Below are 18,604 nucleotides of genomic sequence, written 5' to 3' on the forward strand. Positions count from 1 at the left end.
CCTGAGCGGTTAGCCCGCAAAAACGCGGTCAAAGATCATGTCTTCGTGACGCAGGTAGTACCCTGCGTCGAACAGCGCATCAAGCACCTCAGGCTGCAGATGTGCGGTTATGTCTGCATCGGCCCGGACATTTTCGGGAAAACTGGTGCCGGTATCCCAGCTTTTCATGGCTGCTTTCTGCACCATGACATAGGCTTCCTGCCGTGCCATGCCCGACTCCACCAGAGCGGTGAGCACCCGCTGTGAAAAGAACAGACCGTATGAGCTCATAAGGTTGCGGTCCATGTTTTCGGGAATAACACGCAGGTTTTCGAGCAGATTGCACAGGCGGTGCAGCACATAATCCATAAGTATGGTCGAATCGGGCATGATGACGCGTTCCACGGAAGAGTGGGATATATCGCGTTCGTGCCACAGTGCCTGATTTTCCATGGCGGCAACGGAGTTGGTGCGGATAAGCCGTGCAAGACCGGTCATGTTTTCCGCCGAGATGGGGTTCTTTTTGTGCGGCATGGCCGAAGAACCTTTCTGCCCCTTGCGGAAACCTTCTTCGGCTTCCAGCACTTCAGTGCGCTGCAGGTGGCGCAGTTCAACGCACAGACGTTCTATGCCGCCGGCGCAGACCGCCAGAGCGGTAAAGAAATGCGCGTGTCTGTCACGCTGGATGATCTGGGTGGAGATGGGGTCTGCGTGCAGTCCCAGAATCTGGCAGGTGATGCGCTCCACTTCGGGGTTGAGCATGGCGTAGGTGCCCACGGCACCGGAAATCTTGCCCACGCGTACGCTTTCCACGCCGGCCTTCACCCGTTCCAGATGCCGGCGGAATTCGGCGTAGTAGCCTGCCATTTTCAGTCCGAAGCTGGTGGGTTCGGCGTGAATTCCGTGGGTTCTGCCCATGCACAGGCGTCCCTTGTTGGCACGGGCCAGTTTTTCCAGCGTGACCAGCAGACGCTCAATACCCTGCACCACCATATCGCCCGCACGGCTCAGCATCACGCCGTTGGCGGTATCCACGATGTCAGATGAAGTGCAGCCCAGATGGATGAACCGGGCGGCAGGGCCTACCTTTTCTTCCACGGCGGTCAGAAAGGCGATGACGTCATGGCGGGTCTGTTCTTCGATTTCAAGGATGCGCTCCACATCGAAGTCTGCTTTTTCCCGTATGGTGGTCATTGTTTCGTCGTCTATCACGCCCAGGCGGTTCCAGGCTTCGCAGACGGCGATTTCCACTTCAAGCCAGACGCGGAATCTGTTTTCCAGCGTCCAGAGCTGCCCCATTTCGGGACGGGTGTACCGTTCGATCATCGGTCTGGTCTCTATAGTCGCTACGCGGTTGTGGGCTAAGCGCCCTGTGGGTATGAAAAAGGCAGCCGGAGGCTGCCAAAAAATCAGGATGCCTGGCCTGCGGTGGTGCCGGAGGCTGATGCATCGGAAGGCGAGGAAGACGAAGCGGAAGGCTCGGGTGCAGAGGCACCTGTGCCGCCGCTGTCTGAAGCGGCGCTGCGGTTGCCGTATTCTGTGGCGTACCAGCCGCCGCCTTTAAGCATGAATGAGGTGTTGGACATAATGCGCTTGGCGTTGCCGCCGCATACGGGGCAGGTTTTTGCCTGAGCCTCGAAGTTGCGCTGCCATTCCTCGAAGATTTGCTGACAGTCGTCGCATTTGTATTCGTAGATAGGCATTGCACGCTCCTGATGTGAAATACAGACGATAGACAAAAGTAAACAGCGGCTTGCGCGTTGTCAAACACCAAACCGCTGCTGAAATATGCGGGTTACACAGCGAACACCGCACTCCGGCGATGCTTCTACGTCGGCAGAGCCCCCGGTTCTCGACGAACTAGGCCTTAGCGGCTGCCTTCGCTTCTTTGATGCGCTGCTTAATGCGCTTTTCGCGACGGTGGCGCTTACGGTCCAGTTCTTTTTTTCTTTCAATTTTTTTATGAGCCATGGTTAGTCTCCTTCGAAATGAATGGGCAGACAGAGTGCATACCCCATGTGCGGGGGGCTTGTCCAGCCTTTGACACACCGGAGTGGCTTTTGGCCTGTGCGCGCTTCAGCAGCGGCGCGGGACAAGCCCGGCAGCCCTGTCATAATGACCCGAAAGCTGTTGTCCGGCGGATATGGTGCACTCTGTAAATCCTTGTTCTTCCAGCACGGTGCGCACGGTCTTCATCTGCGCCCCGAAACGTTTGTGCTCCGCACTGCTGATGTGCAGCTGCGGGGGGCCATCGGCACTGGTGATGCGCAGCCGGAATTCACGCAGCCCCAGTGCGGCAAGAGCATCTTCGGCCGCGCCGAGTCTGCGCAGCATGTGGCGGCGGGGGCGCACGCCGTAGGCAAAGCGGGTCAGCAGGCACGGACGCGCAGGCTGGTCGGCACGGGCAAGCCCCGTATACTGTGCCAGTGCGCGGATATCGTTTTTGCCGATGCCCAGCTCCATGTACGGGCTGCGTATACCGCACTCCTGCAGGGCCTTTTGCCCCGGGCGGTATTCGCGCGTGTCCGATGCGTTGGTGCCGTCGCACAGCGGACGACCGGAACAGGCGTCCAGCAGTGCGCCGTAAATGTATTTTTTACAGTGGTAGCAACGGTCATGACCATTGCGCGCTATCTGTTCCACCTGCAGAGGGTCCACGGTGACAATGACGGCGTTCACATGCGGCGCTGTCAGTTCTGCAGTGACGGCTTTTGTTTCCGCCGGAGTAAGATGCGGGCCGGAGGCGTGCACCAGCAGCGGATGCAGCCCCGCGCGCCCGGCGATGTGGGCCAGCAGTCTGCTGTCCAGCCCGCCGGAGTATGCCACGGCGGGTGATGAAAAGCCCCGGAGCAGCTGCTCCAGGGCTTTGAGTGTCGTCCGGGTGCGGGCCATGGGCATCAGTTGGACTGAATGGATTCCACAGGTTCGCTCAGCTCGAATTCGCCTTTGCTGATAAGTGCTTTCAGCTCGTTGGCGATTTCAAGAGACAGCGGGTAGCTGGTCAGGGGAACTGTGTCCACATGTTTACCCTGAATTTCCACCGAGCCGGATTTGAGCTGTTCATAGTTCACATGCTGCAGAACCCGCGGCAGGCAGTTGGGGTAATCATGACCGTAATCTTTTACCGGCATTTCAATATCGCAGTCATCCACGCCGGTGTACCACGCCACTTCTTCATTCAGTACCGGAATGGGAATGCCCACCCCCACGCTGAGCGAGCAGCCGTATCCGATAATGCTGACACCGCGCAGGTATCTGGGGTTCATGCCCTTCATGTGGCCTTTAAGCTGCAGCGTGCCGGAAGGCGAAAGCGGGATGCCCCTGTGGTTGCGTTTGGGGTTGGGGTTGTGCTGTGTGCCCGCGCCCACCACATACCCTGTGGCGCCCGCCAGAAACACGCGTGTTCCCAGACCGATGGTCATGAAAAACGGATCGTTGAACAGCGGCGACAACCTGCCGGCAGTGGCAAAGTTAAGGTTGCGCATGTTCGGTTTAAGCGGCCCCATGTAGGTGTAGATGATGCGGCTGGTCAGGTTTACCGCCGCATTATAGTTCTGGTAGCAGTTGCGCGGGTTGTACAGTTCGGCGTGGGGCAGATCGGCCAGCGAGACCATCCTGTCCATTTCGCGTCTGGGGTAGCAGTCCGTGCCGTAGGCCTGCGCCTTGAACTGCACGGACTTTCCGCGCACCAGATCTTCTATCACATGGCCGCCGCCATAACTGAACTGGCCGGGATAGACCTTGTTCAGCGGGTCGTCCTCGCGGGGTTCGGTGGCTCCCAGATAACCGTCAACGGCCGCCAGCCCCGCATAGCACGGCACGCCGTTCAGCGTGATGCGCGAGGTTTTGATGGTGGGGGCTTCCGGCTGTCCGGTGTTGAAAAGCATGCCGGAGGAACACATGGGCGAAAAGGTGCCGGTGGTGACCACATCCACTTCACGGGCGGCTTTTTCCTTGCCCATGGTACGCACTGCCTCGGTCATTTCCTCGGCATTGAGCACCACGGCGTTGCCCTTGCGGATGCGCTCGTTGATCTGGGCGATGGTTTTGTTGACTTTGTAACGGGACATGAGCCCTCCCTGTGTGTTCTGCGGCATGGAATCGTCGTCGGGCTGAAAGACGGAACGCTGAAGGTGGAGCGTGCCGTCGTCTGCGTATCGCATAAGCAGTGAGGCACTATACGGAAAAGTCCCGCGGGAGACAATGCCGGTCAGCTTTCCAGATTTTCCAGCGCCTTCTGGGCTTTTTCGAACGAAGGGTCGAGCCGGAGGGCGTTTTCGAACAATACCCTGGCATCCGCGGGTTGCCTGCCCCGCGAGAAAATTATGCCCATATTGTACGAAAGCGTTTTGTCCATGGAACCGAATGACGGTGTAATCTGGCGGATGCGCATCACGATGCTGCAGGCTTTGTCAAATTGCCGCCCCTCGGCATAGGCCATGGACATGTTGTACATGAGGTTGGGGTCATCCGGCGTGATGTGCAGGGCCTTTTCGTATTCTTCAATGGCCTGCTGCCATTTGCCCTGACGGCGCAGGGCAATGCCCAGCCTGTTGAAGGTGGCTATGTCGGTGTGGTCAAGATGACTGCCCTTGGCATCCAGAGCCTGCCGGTAGTATTTTTCGGCTTTGTGGGGGTCTCTTGAACTGTAAACAGCCGCTATTTTTTCAGAAATTTCACCAATGTAGTTCAGGGCGTCTTTGGTGGCCTGTTGTACGGCGGTTTCAAACAGCTCTTCGGCGCGTTCTTCGTTGCCAAGTTCCACATGGATTTCACCCATGTCCACCTTGCGTTCGACATTGAGTGGCGAAAGCTGATCAAGCCGTTCCAGATAGCGCAGCCGTTCGTTCATGTCGCCGGTCAGTTTGTGCAGTTCGGCCAGTTTTTTCAGCGGTTCCATATACAGGTTGGCGTGTTCGCTGGCCTGTTCAAAACTTTCACGGGCTTTATCCAGCTTTCCCAGCCCCTGCCATGCGTCACCCATCACCAGATAGCCGGCGGCGCTGTTGGGCTTCACTTCCAGAATTTTACGCGCGGCTTTCAGTGCCGTTTCAAAATTGCCCTGAGCCACCAGCGCCTTGGCGGCATCTATCAGCTGGCCCAGCTTGCCCTGCGGCTTGATGGTGAAGGCTATCTTTTCGATGAGGGTGTTGATGGATATGGGCTTGCTGATGAAGTTGTCCGCACCTATCTCGTGCAGCAGCACAAGGCGCTGCCGTTCGGTTTCTCCGGTAAGAATGATGATTTTGACGTTGGCGAAGGTGTTCTTCATCTGCCGCACCAGCATGCTGGTGTCCTTGCCCTGCATCATGCGCTCTATGAAAACAACCAGATGCTTACGACGCAGTGAAGTGTCGCGGATGACTTTCAGGATGTAGTCGGGGTCGGTGACGGATGTCAGCGGGTCGCCGCTGATGGCAAGCTGCTTGAGCAGCGTTGTGCGCAGAATGCCCACAAAGGTCTGATCGTCGCTGGCTACGATGAAATGACCCCCCTGTGCGCCAAGGTATTCTATAACTGTCTGCTCATATTGTTTGAGCTTCATTTTCATATCAAGCTGAGACATGCGGATGCCCTCCGGTGTGTGATGTGAGGTAGGGCATTCCCTCCCCCGGGTATGCCGCCCGGTACAGTATGGGGGCTGTTTTCAGTATGTCAACCATTCAGACACCCAATGCCGACAATATAAACCATACAATGATGCCGATGCCCACGGCACCGTACATGACCAGTCAGGAAGAACACCGGTCGCGCGCTGCCCTGCGGATGACAAAGGCGGCCACGGCGGCAGCGGTTATGGCCAGAGCCATGCGTATTTCCATTTGTTGCTCCTGCGCCCGGCACAGGCCGGTTTACAGTGCCGTGCCGCAGTACTTGCAGTGGACTGCGTCCACGTCGTGGCCGTCTCTTCCGCATGCGGGGCAGGCCTGCGTGCTTACCGGACGCGGTCTGACCAGCGCGGAGGTGACAATGCCGGTGGGAACGGCAATGATACCGTAGCCCAGCAGCATTATGAATGAAGCTATGCCCTGTCCCAGCGGGGTTCCGGGCGAAATGTCGCCGTACCCCACCGTGGTCAGCGTGACCACGGCCCAGTACATGCTGCGTGGAATGGAGGTGAAGCCGTATTTTTCACCTTCGATGACATACATGAGCGTGCCGAATATGGTGACCAGCGACAGTACCGCAAGCAGAAAAACCAGAATTTTGCGCCTGCTGTCCCGTAATGCGCGGATGAGATGCCGTGCCTCGGAAACATACTGGGCCAGTTTGAGTACCCTGAATATGCGCAGTACGCGCAACAGCCGCACCACGGCAAGGTAATGCGTGCCGGGCAGCAGCAGGGTGGCCCATGTGGGCAGTATGGCCAGCAGGTCCACCACCCCGAAAAAGCTTCTGGCGTACGCGGCAGGGCGCAGCACACACAGCAGCCGCAGTATATATTCCACCGTGAACAGCAGGGTGAACAGCCATTCCAGCGTGAACAGCAGACCGGCGTACCGCATGCGGACAGTGGTCACGCTGTCCAGCAAGACTACCAGCACGCTGAAGAGAATGGCGATGATAAGTATAATATCAAAAAGGCGGCCCGCAGGGGTGTCCGCCTCAAAGATGATTTCATGCAGCGTGCGCCGCCACCCGTGTACGGGTTTTACCGGATTCTGCGTCACGGGCGTTCCGTTGTTCCAGCCTTTGCCTGTTCGGCAACGGCTCTGGCTTTTGCCTCGGCGGCTTCGGCATCACCCAGATACGCGCGCCGCAGCGGTGTAAGATTACTGTCCAGTTCGTACACCAGCGGCAGCCCGGTGGGAATGTTCAGCCCCGTGACTTCGTCGGGCGACATGCCGTCAAGGTGCATGACGAGCGCCCGCAGACTGTTGCCGTGTGCGGCCACCAGCAGGCGGCGGCCGGCCTGTATGGCCGGAGCAAGGGTTTCGTGCCAGTATGGCAGCACTCTGGCCACGGTGTCTTTAAGGCTTTCGCACAGCGGCATCTGACGGGCTGTCAGCGAGGCGTACCGCCGGTCATGTGCGGGGTGGCGCGGGTCGTCGGCGGTAAGGGCAGGGGGCGGTGTGTCAAAGCTGCGCCGCCAGATGAATACCTGTTCCTCGCCGTATTTTTCCGACATTTCTTTTTTATTCAGTCCCTGCAGCGCGCCGTAGTGGCGCTCGTTGAGCCGCCAGTGGCGGTGCACAGGCAGCCACAGCAGGTCCAGCTCTTCCTGTATGATGTTCAGGGTGCGTATGGCCCGCTTGAGCACCGAGGTATGGCATTCGTCAAAGGTAAGGCCCGCTGCGGCTATCAGACGTGCGCCTTCGCGGGCTTCGGTTTCGCCCAGCGGGGTCAGATCCACATCGGTCCAGCCGGTGAACCGGTTTTCCAGATTCCATGTGCTTTGTCCGTGGCGGACAAGTACCAGCTTGTACATGCTGCCTCCTGCTTCCGGCGGGCGGTGCACCCGCGTGCACTACTCCGGAGTCTGAATGTTGTATGATTTCAGTTTGCGGTACAGGTAGCTGCGTTCAAGGCCGATGGCTTCGGCCAGGCGGGTTATGTTGCCGCCGAACTCCTGCAGTTTCGCCTCCAGAAAGCGGGCCTCGAAGGCAGTGCGCGCCGCCTTGAAATCCATGACACCTTCGGGGATCATACCATCCGACGGGCCTGCGGTACAGGGCTGAGGCATTATGCCCGCACCGGCGCAGCGGTATTCGGGCGGCAGCATGGCGGCGGTCACCGTCTGGCCGGAGTGCATGATGAGCATGCGTTCCACAAAATTTTTCAGTTCACGCACGTTGCCCGGCCAGTGGTAGCACAGCAGGGCGGAACACGCATCCGGTGCAAACGTGACAGGGCGGAAACCGTGTTCCGCGGTCATTCTGTTCATGAATTCACCGATGAGCAGCATAACGTCATCGCCGCGCTGGCGCAGCGGCGGCACCACAAGGGGGATGACCCGCAGGCGGTAATACAGGTCTTCGCGGAACCGGCCTGCGGCTATTTCATCCTCCAGACTTTTATTGGTTGCCGCGATAACGCGCACATCGACCTTTACCGTTTTATGGCCGCCCACCCGCTCAAAGCTCTGCTCCTGCAGAATCCGCAGAATCTTTGCCTGCGTTTTCAGGCTCATGTCTGCAATTTCGTCCAGAAACAGCGTGCCCTGATGAGCCATTTCAAATTTGCCGGTCTTGGCAGTTTCGGCACCGGTGAAGGCGCCTTTTTCGTGTCCGAAGAGTTCGCTTTCGATAAGCTCTTCGGGTATGGCGGCGCAGTTGACCGCCACCAGCGGTTTATCTTTTCTGCGCGAGCTTGCGTGAATGGAGCGTGCCGCTATTTCCTTGCCCGTGCCGTTTTCTCCCGTGATGAGCACCCATGCGTCCGTGGGGGCCACCCTGCCTATCTGGCCGCGCAGTTCCACAATGGAAGCGGAGTTTCCGGTCATTTCCACGGTGGTCGACTGGGTGAGCCGCGAGCGCAGGGCCTGATTCTCTCTGCGCAGGCGGTAATACTCCAGCGCCTTGTTGGCCGAAATGACGACTTTTTCCAGCGAGAGGGGTTTTTCGATGAAGTCGTAGGCCCCTTTTTTTATGGCGTTGACCGCGGTTTCGATGTTGCCGTGACCGGAAATCATGATCACCGGCAAAGAGGCATCGGCCGTACGCAGATTGTCCAGCACTTCCAGTCCGTCCATGCCCGGCAGCCATATATCCAGAAATATAAGGTCGGGGGGCGTTTCCGTGGCCAGTTTCAGGCCTTCTTCACCGGTTTCCGCCTCCGCTACCTCATAGCCTTCATCTTCCAGAATACCCCGCAGGGAAAAGCGGATGCCGTCTTCGTCATCAACAATAAGAACGCGCGCGTTCATGGTGTCAGGTCTCCGTCATTGTCCGCGGGATGCTCCGCGGGAGTGTCAAAGGCAAAGCCCTCGTCAAAAAGTTCCAGGCAGGCACGCACGGCGTCAGCACAGTACAGGGTACCGGCTCCGGTGCGTATTTCGTCCAGCGCGTGTGTCAGCCCCAGCGACGGGCGGTACGGCCGGTGTGAGAACATGGCCTCCACCACGTCGGCCACGGCCAGAACCCGTGATTCGGGCAGTATGTCATCTTTGCAGAGCCCCAGCGGATAGCCGCTGCCGTCCAGCCGTTCATGGTGCTGCAATACTGTCTGTGCCACCGGCCACGGAAAATCAACGCCCTTGAGGATGTCGAAGCCCACCCGCGGATGGGTGCGCATGATGTTCTGTTCAATGGCGGAAAGTGTGGCGGGCTTTGTCAGAATTTCCGAGGGAACATAAATTTTGCCGATGTCGTGCAGCAGGCCGGCCATGCGTATGCCCTGACAGCGGTGTACATCCATGCCGGTGCGGGCCGCAATGGCGCAGGCCAGACGTGCCACGCGCTGCTGGTGTCCTGCGGTGTAAGGGTCTCTTTTTTCCGAGGTCACGGCAAGGGCCATGACCGTCTGTTCAAATACCCGCTGCAGTTCGTCCAGAGCCTTTGTCAGCGATGCTTTGTCGCGGCGGCGGGTTGTCATGTCGCGCAGCACCAGCACGGTGCCCGCCCTGTCCGGGCTGTCGCCGGTGACCGTGGCCGAAATTTCCACAGGGCAGTGTCCCGATGCGTGCTGCAGTATTGCGTTGAGCGACCTGCGGCCTGTACCTGCATGGCGCAGCACCAGCCGTCGGGGGTCTGAGGCGGTTGCGTCTCCTTCCACCATCAGGCTGGCGACGGAGGCAAACACCCGTTGTTCCAGCTGTGCTGCCGAAAGGTGCAGCAGTTCCTGCGCAGCGGGGTTGCAGAACGTTATCACCCCCTGCCTGTCAATGATCATGACCGCTTCGCGTATGGAACGCAGCGTGGCGGCAAAAAGCTGCTCGCGCTCGGTGCGTTCCCGTTCCGCTGCGTGTTTGTACAGCGCCATCTCAATGCAGATGTGCAGTTCCCTGTCGTCAAACGGCTTGACAACATACCCGAACGGGCCGGTTATTTTGGCGCGCTCCAGCAGTGACGGTTCCATGAGGCCCGTAAGGTAGATGACAGGCACGTCGAACCGGTCATGCAGCAGCGCGGCCGTTTCTATGCCGTCCATCTCTCCTTCCAGCATGATGTCCATAAGGACGATATCGGGCCGCATGGCAGCGGCGGCACGCAGCGCTTCTTCGCCGGAAGGGACCGTGGACGGCGCGGGATAACCCAGCAGCTGCAGCCGGTGCGCCACGTCAAAGGCCACGACTGGTTCGTCTTCCACCAGCAGGATGGAACGAGGTGTCATGTGTTCTCCGTTCAGCTGCGCGGCAGAAACAGGTCGTCGAACGCCTGCCCCAGCGTGGGAAACCGGAATGTGAACCCTGAGGCGAGAAGCCGTGCGGGCAGAATGCGTCTGCCGCCGGTAATGAGTTCCGCTGCCATTTCGCCCAGCAGCGTTTCAAGCAGCCATGCGGGTGTGCGCAGCCACGAGGGGCGGTTGAGCGCTGTGCCGAGCTGACGGCAGAACGATTCCATGGTCACGGGGTCCGGTGCGGTAAGGTTGAAGGCGCCGTGCAGTGAACTGTCATTGATGAGGTGTCTGATGGCGCGTACCTCGTCTGCAATATGTATCCAGGATATCTCCTGCCTGCCGCTGCCCAGCGGGCCGCCGGCAACCAACCGGAAAGGCGTGACAAAACGCGGCAGAGCACCGCCATGCGTGCCCAGCACCATACCGGTGCGCAGCACCACGCGGCGCACTCCCATGGATTCGGCTTCCAGCGTCGATGCCTCCCAGCGGACGGTGGTGTCTGCCAGAAATCCGCTGCCGGGAGGGGCGTCTTCCGCCGCCAGCAGCGGGTCGGTGGGCGGCTGTGCCGAGCCGTAGTACCCTGTGGCCGAAGCCTGAACCAGAACTGCAGGGCGGGTATGAAGACGGCTGAGCGCGTCTGTGACAGCTTCACCGGCTTTTACTCTGCTGGCGACGATGCGTTCTTTCAGTTGCTGCGTCCAGCGGCCCGAAGCGATGTTTTCTCCCAGCAGGTTTACCAGCACATCACATTGCGCCTGTTCCATTATGGCGGCCAGCGCCTTGCCGCCGGCACCGTCCCACGGCACCAGCGTCACCTTGGCCGTCATGTCGGCGGGCAGGCGCTTTCTGCTTTTTTCAGGATCGCGGGTGGGTATTACCGTGGCACCGCCTTCTGCCATCATGCTTCGGGCCAGTGCCGTACCAATAAATCCTGTTCCGCCCAGTATCACTGCGTTCATGTGTGGCTCCCGGTTATGATGGATGATGACGGAACCGCATTATGTCACAGGCAGCTCCATTGTGACAATGGTTCCGCCGTCGGGGGCGGCATTTGCACGCACATAGCCTCTGTGGTCCTGTACTATGGATTTGACGATGGTCAGCCCCAGTCCGGTACCACCGCGCTTGCGGGAAAAGTAGGGTTCAAACAGGCGCGAGCGTTCTTCCGCGCTCAGACCGGGACCGTTGTCGGCCACGTCCACCCGCACAAGGCCCAGCGCCTTGTCATGCCGCACGGTTACGGTGACTGCGGGCGACTCGCGGCCCTCCAGCACTTCGGCCGCGTTGGTCATGATATTAAGCAGCGCCCGGTGCATGGCTTTTTTATCCAGATTCATGCGCGGCAGCGACTGCGGGGCGTGCATTTCCCACGTTATGCCGCTGTGGCTGGTGCGGAACATGGTCACCAGCTCGCTGAGCAGCGGCATGATGTCGCCGGGCAGAGGTTTGACCTCGGGCAGTTTGGCAAAGGCCGAAAATTCCTGCACCATCTGCTGCAACTGCTCCACCTGCCGCACGATGAGTTCTGTGCACTGCGGAAAAATAGGGTCTTCAATGTCCGGTCCGAACTTGCGCTGCAGCCGCTGAGCCGAAAGCTTGATGGGGGTGAGCGGGTTTTTGATCTCGTGGGCTATGCGCCGCGCCACTTCGCGCCATGCCGCCATGCGCTGCATTTTTTCCAGTTCGGTGATGTCTTCAAACACGGCCACCAGCCCGTTGTAGTCGCCCTGCGGCGTGGGCAGCCCCACAGCGTTCACCAGCAGCTTCCATTCATAGTCGCCTGCGCGCAGCGTCATCTGGCGCTGCCACTGCGATTCGGGAGAAGCCTTGAACTGCCGCACCATTTCGCGGAACATGCGGGAGTGTTCTCCGGAAAGCAGGTCCCCCGGGCGCGAGCCGAGAAGCGGGCGCGGATCGATGGAAAACATGGCTCCCGCCGCTTTGTTCATGGTGCTGATGCGGCCTTCGGCGTCCAGCGAAACCACGCCGGCGGCGATGTTGTCCAGTACGGCCTCGATGTACCGTGTGCGCTGTTCTTTTTCTTCGTTCTGCGCCGCCAGCATCAGGTTGGCATCCGTCAGGCGGCTGCGGCTCATTTCCAGGTCTTCCGTCATGCGGTTGAACGACTGCACCAGCACACCCAGTTCATCTGTCGAGCTGTCTTCCAGCCGTACAGTCAGGTCGCCGCGGGCAATGCGCTCCGTACCTTCCGCCAGCGCCATGATGGGGGCCGTCAGTTCCTTTGATAGCCTGAACCCGAACCACATGGCCCCGAGAATGATCAGCAGGGTAAGCACCCCGAGAATGAAATACAGTGTGACTTTGAGCGGATGTTTCAGAGTTTTGAGTTTTTTGTATTCGTCAAAACCGCGCACCACTCTGTCGAGCTTGTACATGAGGCCCTGACCGATGTTTTCGACCAGCACCAGATACCCTGTTCTGCCGTCGTCCACCGGCAGCACTCCCACGGCATAGTCCGCCTCCTGCCCGGGCCACAGCAGTGACCAGTAACGGGGCTGCGCTTCCAGACTGTCCCAGTCTATGCGGGCTTTGGTTTCGGCCCACAGTGCGGCTGCGCTGGCATCGCCGTGCCAGTTCTGCTCGCTTCTGTCGGTGCGCAGCACACCCACCAGCAGCAGATTGTACTCCTGCTGTTTTTTCTGGAGATAGGCATCCATGCTTTTTCCGCCCCAGGCAAACCGGCGTTCGATGATTTCCTTTACGATGAAATCGCCGCGCTGGTTCAGCCTGTCACGGGTTGTGCTGTATAGTGTCTGCCCCACGTCCAGCGCCATTTCCATGGACGTTTCCACCTGACTTTTGAACCAGTAGTCCACGGACGTCTGCACAAAGCGCGCACTGACCACAAACATGAGCACGGTGGGAAAAAGAGAAAGCGACATGAAGGCCAGCACCAGCCGTGTGCGCAGCCGCGACCCCAGCACTCTGCGGCGGCGTTCCAGTATCAGCTTGACGCCGTTGCGCACCACTATGAACAGCACCAGCAGCAGCAGAATGAAGTTGAGATTGAAAAGCGCGAGGAAAAAGTAGGAATCAACGCCGAGGTACGTCAGTTCAACCCAGGTGAGGATAATGACGGCAAGAAAAGCCACGGCGGCAAGAAGGAGTTCACGCTGGCGGCGTTTGCGTTCACGCGTGTCCGCCACGCTTACCCGTATGGTGCTCTGTTCGTCTGTCATGGCGGGCGTGGTCTAGAAGGTGAAAGTCATCGAATAGCTGATGGGCGGGGCGACATCCCACGACCAGAAAAAAAGCGTTTTGGAAAGCCAGGGCGGTACATCGGCATGGCGCAGGGTCACATCCAGCGCGACAACGTACTCGCGGTCGTGTTCCAGCGTGTTGAGCCTGCACAGCGGCAGCACCATACGGCTCCATGTGGAGTCAAGCAGCGCCTTGAGTGATTTATTCCTGTTGGGGGCTTTTCTGTCCGGTTCCGTCAGTATGAATTCCCGGGTGAGCGGGTCCATCTGCAGGGTGGACAGGCCTTCTATGGAAACCAGCGAGCCGCGGGGGATAAAGGAACTGCGCCTGCTCAGGCTCACAGTGCTGGTCAGGTTGATGGCCGAACCTTCGCGCAGGTCGCGTTTGAGCATTTCCAGATCACTGACGCTGACCCCGAACCGCAGCACCAGTTTGTCATCCACCGTATCCAGCACAAAGCTGTCCAGTTCGAGCTGCTGGGCGGCGGAAGGACGTGTGTCTTCTGCCGCCGCCTGCGCGCCGGTGCACAGGCCGATGGCGGCCGTCAAGGTCAGAATCAGACAAAGGAATATGGAGCGGATGTGCAGTCGCATGAGCCGTCTGTGCGTTGGGGTTACTGAGGCATGGGGAAGCCTGCCCGGATATTGTTCTTCGCACACGGGTGCCATGTTTGGCAAGCCGGGGCTGTACCTGTTGTATCACAGGTGTGCGGGCATCCGTCTTTCCGGCACGGCGCAGCCGCTGCGGCAGAAAAAAACGTGACTGTCCGGCTGAAACTGAAAGCATACCGGCGACTTGCGGCTGCACAAAAAAAGCCCCCGCCGGAGCGGGGGCTTTGGTATCTGCAGGGTGGAAAAGACGGTTAGTCTTCCACAACGGGCTGGGGTGCACCCACCAGCTCTTCAAGGAATCTGTCGGGGCGTTCTTTCTGTTCGGGAACCGAGATGTCGGAGTGTACATACTCGCGGTATCCGGTGCCGGCGGGAATGAGACGGCCCACGATGACGTTTTCCTTCAGGCCGCGCAGGTGGTCGTTCTTTCCGCGCAGCGAAGCTTCTGTAAGCACCTTGGTGGTTTCCTGGAAGGAAGCCGCCGAGATGAACGAAGACGTGGTCAGCGATGCCTGCGTGATACCGAGAACCAGCGGCTCGGCGGTGGCCGGAGTGCGGCCTTCCTCGATGGCTTTCTGGTTTTCGATGCGGAACTCGGCCTTGTCGACCTGTTCTCCCACAAGGAAGCTGGTCTGACCGGGGTCGAGCACGGTCACTTTTTTCAGCATCTGGCGCACGATGACTTCGATGTGCTTGTCGTCAATGCCGACGCCCTGGAAGCGGTACACATCCTGAATTTCTTCGACAAGGTAGTTGGCAAGGTATTTTTCGCCCTTGACGCCCAGAATGTCGTGGAGTTCGGGATGACCTTCGGTCAGCATTTCGCCTGCTTCCACAAAGTCGCCGTCGGTGACGGTGATGTGCTTGCCCTTGGGTACGAGATATTCTTTCTCGTCACCGGTTTCAGGGGTGACAACAAGCTTGCGTTTACCCTTGGTTTCACCGGCAAAGGTGACAATGCCGTCGATCTGCGAAACCACGGCCATATCTTTGGGTTTGCGCACTTCAAAGAGTTCGGCAACGCGGGGCAGACCACCGACGATGTCCTTGGTTTTGGAGCTTTCACGCGGCTTACGGGCGATGATGTCGCCTGCGGTGATCTCCTGACCGTCGCGCACCATCAGAATGGCGCCCACCGGCAGCGAATAGCTGGCCGGAATGTTCGATTCGGGACGCGTTTTCACCACGCCGTCGGCATCGCACAGGGCGACGGCCGGCCGGAAGTTGGTGGTACGGTATTCGATAATGGTCTGGGTGGTCATCTGGGTTGCTTCGTCGGCTTTTTCCTGAACGGTCTTGCCTTCGATGATGTCCGTGAACTTGACCAGACCGTCCACTTCCGAAACGAACGGTTCGTTGAAGGGGTCCCACTCGGCGAGCAGCTGGCCCTTCTTCACTTCCTGTCCTTCTTCCACGTGCAGTTTTGCACCGGAAGGCAGTACGTATTTTTCGCGCTCGCGGCCCTGTTCGTCCACAATGCCTACCTGACCGGATTTGCCCATGACCATGTGCTGGCCGTCTTTGTTGCGGACGGATTTGACACGGTACAGAACGGCACGGCCGGTGTGCTGCGCCTGAATGTTCGAACGTTCGATTTCGCGCGATGCCGTACCGCCGATGTGGAAGGTACGCATGGTAAGCTGCGTGCCCGGCTCGCCGATGGACTGTGCGGCGATGATGCCCACGGTCTCACCGATGTTGACCACATGCCCGCGGGCAAGGTCGCGGCCGTAGCACATGGCGCACACGCCCCTGTCGGAGCGGCAGGTAAGTGCCGAACGGATATGCAGGGAGTTGATGCCTGCCTCGTCCAGCTTTTTGGCCACGTTTTCATCAATAAGCGTGTTGGCCGGGAAGAGCACCTCGTTGGTTTCCGGGTCGGTCACCGGATACAGCGTGACGCGGCCCAGCACACGTTCTGCAAGGCGCATCTTGATGTCGCCGCCCTTGATAAGGTGGCCCACTTCCAGCCCGTCGACGGTGCCGCAGTCGTGTTCGCTGATGATGACATCCTGAACGACGTCAACCAGACGACGGGTAAGGTAACCGGAGTTCGCGGTTTTAAGCGCGGTATCCGCCAGACCCTTACGTGCGCCGTGCGTGGAGGTGAAGTACTGCAGCACGGACAGACCTTCACGGAAGCACGAGGTGATCGGGGTTTCGATAATTTCACCGGAAGGCTTGGCCATAAGACCACGCATACCGGCCAGCTGACGCATCTGGTCCTGGTTGCCTCGCGCACCGGAGTTGGACATCATGAAGATGGGGTTGAAGCTCTGGTTCAGCTCTTCTTTGCCCGTCTTTTCGTCGCGCATGACATCGTAGGAGATCTCTTTGATCATTTCCTGCGAGATGTCCTGCGTGGCTTTGGTCCACACGTCCACAACCTTGTTGTACTTTTCCGTGCGGGTGATGATACCGTCGCGGTACTGGCGTTCGATGTTGTCCACTTCCGCCTGCGAGTCGGCCAGAATGCCCTTCTTGCTTTGGGGAATGGTCATGTCCTTGACGCCGATGGTCACACCGGCACGGGTGGCGAATTCGTAGCCGATATCCTTCAGGCGGTCGCACAGCAGTACCGTGGCCTTGGTGCCGGCGTCGCGGTAAGCATTGCCCACCAGCCGCGCGATGTTCTTTTTGGTCAGAACGGTGTTCACCAGATCAAAGTGCACGCCTTCGGGCAGTACTTCGCCCACCATGATACGGCCGGGAGTGGTGTTCAGCAGACGGCCGTCGGGCATGCGCACCTTGATGCGCGCGTGCAGAGAAATGCTGCCGGCATCGTATGCGGCCACCACTTCCCACGGTGCGCAGAAAGCCATGCCTTCGCCTTTTTCAAACGAACGCTCAACCGTCATGTAGTACAGCCCGAGGACGATGTCCTGCGAGGGCACGATGACGGGAGTGCCGTTTGCCGGCGAAAGAATGTTGTTGGTGGACATCATGAGCACGCGGCATTCAATCTGTGCTTCCACAGAAAGCGGCACGTGGACGGCCATCTGGTCACCGTCAAAGTCGGCGTTGTAGGCGGCGCAGACCAGCGGATGCAGCTGGATTGCCTTGCCTTCCACCAGCAGCGGTTCAAATGCCTGAATGCCCAGACGGTGCAGCGTGGGCGCACGGTTGAGCAGAATGGGGTACTCGCGCACCACTTCTTCAAGAATGTCCCACACGACCAGTTCTTCGCGTTCCACCATTTTCTTTGCAGATTTGATGGTGGAGGCCAGTCCCCTTTCTTCCAGTTTGGAGTAGATGAAGGGCTTGAAGAGTTCGAGGGCCATCTTTTTGGGCAGACCGCACTGGTGCAGTTTAAGCTTGGGACCGACAACAATGACCGAACGGCCGGAGTAGTCGACACGCTTGCCCAGCAGGTTCTGACGGAAACGGCCCTGTTTACCCTTGATCATGTCGGAAAGGGACTTGAGGGGGCGGCCGTTGGTGCCGGTGATGGCGCGGCCGCGGCGGCCGTTGTCGAACAGGGCGTCAACCGATTCCTGCAGCATGCGCTTTTCGTTGCGGATGATGATATCGGGCGCACCCAGTTCCATCAGACGCTTGAGGCGGTTGTTGCGGTTGATGACGCGGCGGTACAGGTCGTTCAGGTCGGAAGTGGCAAAACGTCCGCCGTCCAGCGGTACAAGAGGACGCAGCTCGGGCGGAATGACGGGAACAACTTCCATCACCATCCACTCGGGCTTGTTGTCGGACTCAAGGAACGCTTCGACGATTTTCAGGCGCTTGGTCAGCTTTTTCTTTTTGGTCTGCGAACGGGTGCTCTGCGATTCTTCGCGCAGTTCGGCCCGCAGTGCCTCAAGATTCAGTTCTTCCAGCAGCGAGCGGATGGCTTCTGCACCCATGCCCACCACCAGAGCGTCTTCGCCGTAATGGTCGATGATCTGAAGATACTGGTCTTCGGAAATGACCTGCAGCTTGGCAAGACTGGTGGAACCGGGGTCAAGCACGATGTAGGAATCGAAGTAGAGCACCTTTTCCAGATCGGCCATGGTCATGTCGAGCAGGGTGCCGATTTTGGAAGGCAGAGTCTTGAGGAACCAGATATGCGCCACAGGCGCGGCCAGTTCTATGTGACCCATGCGCTCGCGGCGCACCTTTGAGGCGATAACTTCAACGCCGCATTTTTCACACACGATACCGCGGTGCTTCATGCGCTTGTATTTACCGCAGTTACACTCGTAGTCCTTTACGGGGCCGAAAATCTTTGCGCAGAAAAGACCGTCACGTTCCGGCTTGAACGTACGGTAGTTGATGGTCTCGGGCTTTTTCACTTCGCCGTAGGACCATTCGCGAATGCTTTCCGGCGAGGCAATGGAAATCTGCATTGCCTTCAGATTGCGGATGTTTGTCTGGCCGGCAGCGGTTCCGCGCATGGAGAACAGATCGTCTAAGGTCATGTTACTACCCCACCAAAGTTGAATTGCAGCGGGTTTCTCGTCGCGCTTGGCGCGATAAAATCCTGTATTCAGACAGGGCGGCCCTGTGCGGGCCGCCCCGTT

13 protein-coding genes are annotated in these 18,604 nt (G+C 58.9%); all 13 read right to left on the minus strand.

Features of this window, described 5'->3' with window-relative positions; all coding sequences use genetic code 11:
* Positions 1-9: 9 nt before the first annotated feature.
* Complete coding sequence (gene purB / locus H586_RS0114590) at positions 10-1,305, minus strand: adenylosuccinate lyase (protein ID WP_011368778.1); 1,296 nt, start codon at positions 1,303-1,305, stop codon at positions 10-12.
* 83 nt (positions 1,306-1,388) lie between these two features.
* Positions 1,389-1,682 (minus strand): FmdB family zinc ribbon protein, encoded by a 294-nt coding sequence (locus H586_RS0114595; protein ID WP_011368777.1) that lies wholly within the window; start codon positions 1,680-1,682, stop codon positions 1,389-1,391.
* Between the two features lie 373 nt (positions 1,683-2,055).
* Positions 2,056-2,871 carry an ATP-dependent sacrificial sulfur transferase LarE gene (gene larE / locus H586_RS0114605; RefSeq protein WP_027182424.1) on the minus strand — a complete coding sequence of 272 codons (816 nt, stop codon included), beginning with the start codon at positions 2,869-2,871 and terminating at the stop codon, positions 2,056-2,058.
* A 5-nt stretch (positions 2,872-2,876) separates the two neighbouring features.
* Positions 2,877-4,049, minus strand: a complete 1,173-nt coding sequence (locus H586_RS0114610; RefSeq protein ID WP_027182425.1) for a homocysteine biosynthesis protein — start codon at positions 4,047-4,049, stop codon at positions 2,877-2,879.
* Positions 4,050-4,189: 140 nt separating this feature from the next.
* Entirely contained in the window at positions 4,190-5,545 is a 1,356-nt protein-coding gene (locus H586_RS0114615) for a response regulator (protein WP_011368773.1), read from the minus strand.
* 286 nt (positions 5,546-5,831) lie between these two features.
* On the minus strand, positions 5,832-6,650 hold the full coding sequence (locus tag H586_RS0114625) for an ion transporter (RefSeq protein ID WP_011368772.1): 819 nt from the start codon (positions 6,648-6,650) through the stop codon (positions 5,832-5,834).
* Positions 6,647-7,408 (minus strand): 2,3-diphosphoglycerate-dependent phosphoglycerate mutase, encoded by a 762-nt coding sequence (gene gpmA / locus H586_RS0114630; protein WP_011368771.1) that lies wholly within the window; start codon positions 7,406-7,408, stop codon positions 6,647-6,649. The genes H586_RS0114625 and gpmA overlap by 4 nt, the downstream gene beginning before the upstream one ends.
* Positions 7,409-7,447: 39 nt before the next feature.
* Positions 7,448-8,845 carry a sigma-54-dependent transcriptional regulator gene (locus H586_RS0114635; protein WP_011368770.1) on the minus strand — a complete coding sequence of 466 codons (1,398 nt, stop codon included), beginning with the start codon at positions 8,843-8,845 and terminating at the stop codon, positions 7,448-7,450.
* Positions 8,842-10,251 (minus strand): HD domain-containing phosphohydrolase, encoded by a 1,410-nt coding sequence (locus H586_RS0114640; RefSeq protein WP_027182427.1) that lies wholly within the window; start codon positions 10,249-10,251, stop codon positions 8,842-8,844. The genes H586_RS0114635 and H586_RS0114640 overlap by 4 nt, the downstream gene beginning before the upstream one ends.
* Before the next feature lie 11 nt (positions 10,252-10,262).
* Positions 10,263-11,216, minus strand: a complete 954-nt coding sequence (locus H586_RS0114645; RefSeq protein WP_027182428.1) for a TIGR01777 family oxidoreductase — start codon at positions 11,214-11,216, stop codon at positions 10,263-10,265.
* A gap of 39 nt (positions 11,217-11,255) precedes the next feature.
* A complete protein-coding gene (locus H586_RS0114650) occupies positions 11,256-13,457 on the minus strand; it encodes a sensor histidine kinase (protein WP_011368767.1) in 2,202 nt (733 codons plus the stop codon).
* Positions 13,458-13,469: 12 nt separating this feature from the next.
* Positions 13,470-14,072: a DUF4390 domain-containing protein gene (locus H586_RS0114655; RefSeq protein ID WP_011368766.1), complete on the minus strand. Its 603-nt coding sequence runs from the start codon at positions 14,070-14,072 to the stop codon at positions 13,470-13,472.
* A 269-nt stretch (positions 14,073-14,341) separates the two neighbouring features.
* Complete coding sequence (gene rpoC / locus H586_RS0114665) at positions 14,342-18,502, minus strand: DNA-directed RNA polymerase subunit beta' (protein ID WP_027182430.1); 4,161 nt, start codon at positions 18,500-18,502, stop codon at positions 14,342-14,344.
* Positions 18,503-18,604 lie beyond the last annotated feature (102 nt).

The organism is Oleidesulfovibrio alaskensis DSM 16109, assembly GCF_000482745.1.
Classification (GTDB): domain Bacteria; phylum Desulfobacterota; class Desulfovibrionia; order Desulfovibrionales; family Desulfovibrionaceae; genus Oleidesulfovibrio; species Oleidesulfovibrio alaskensis.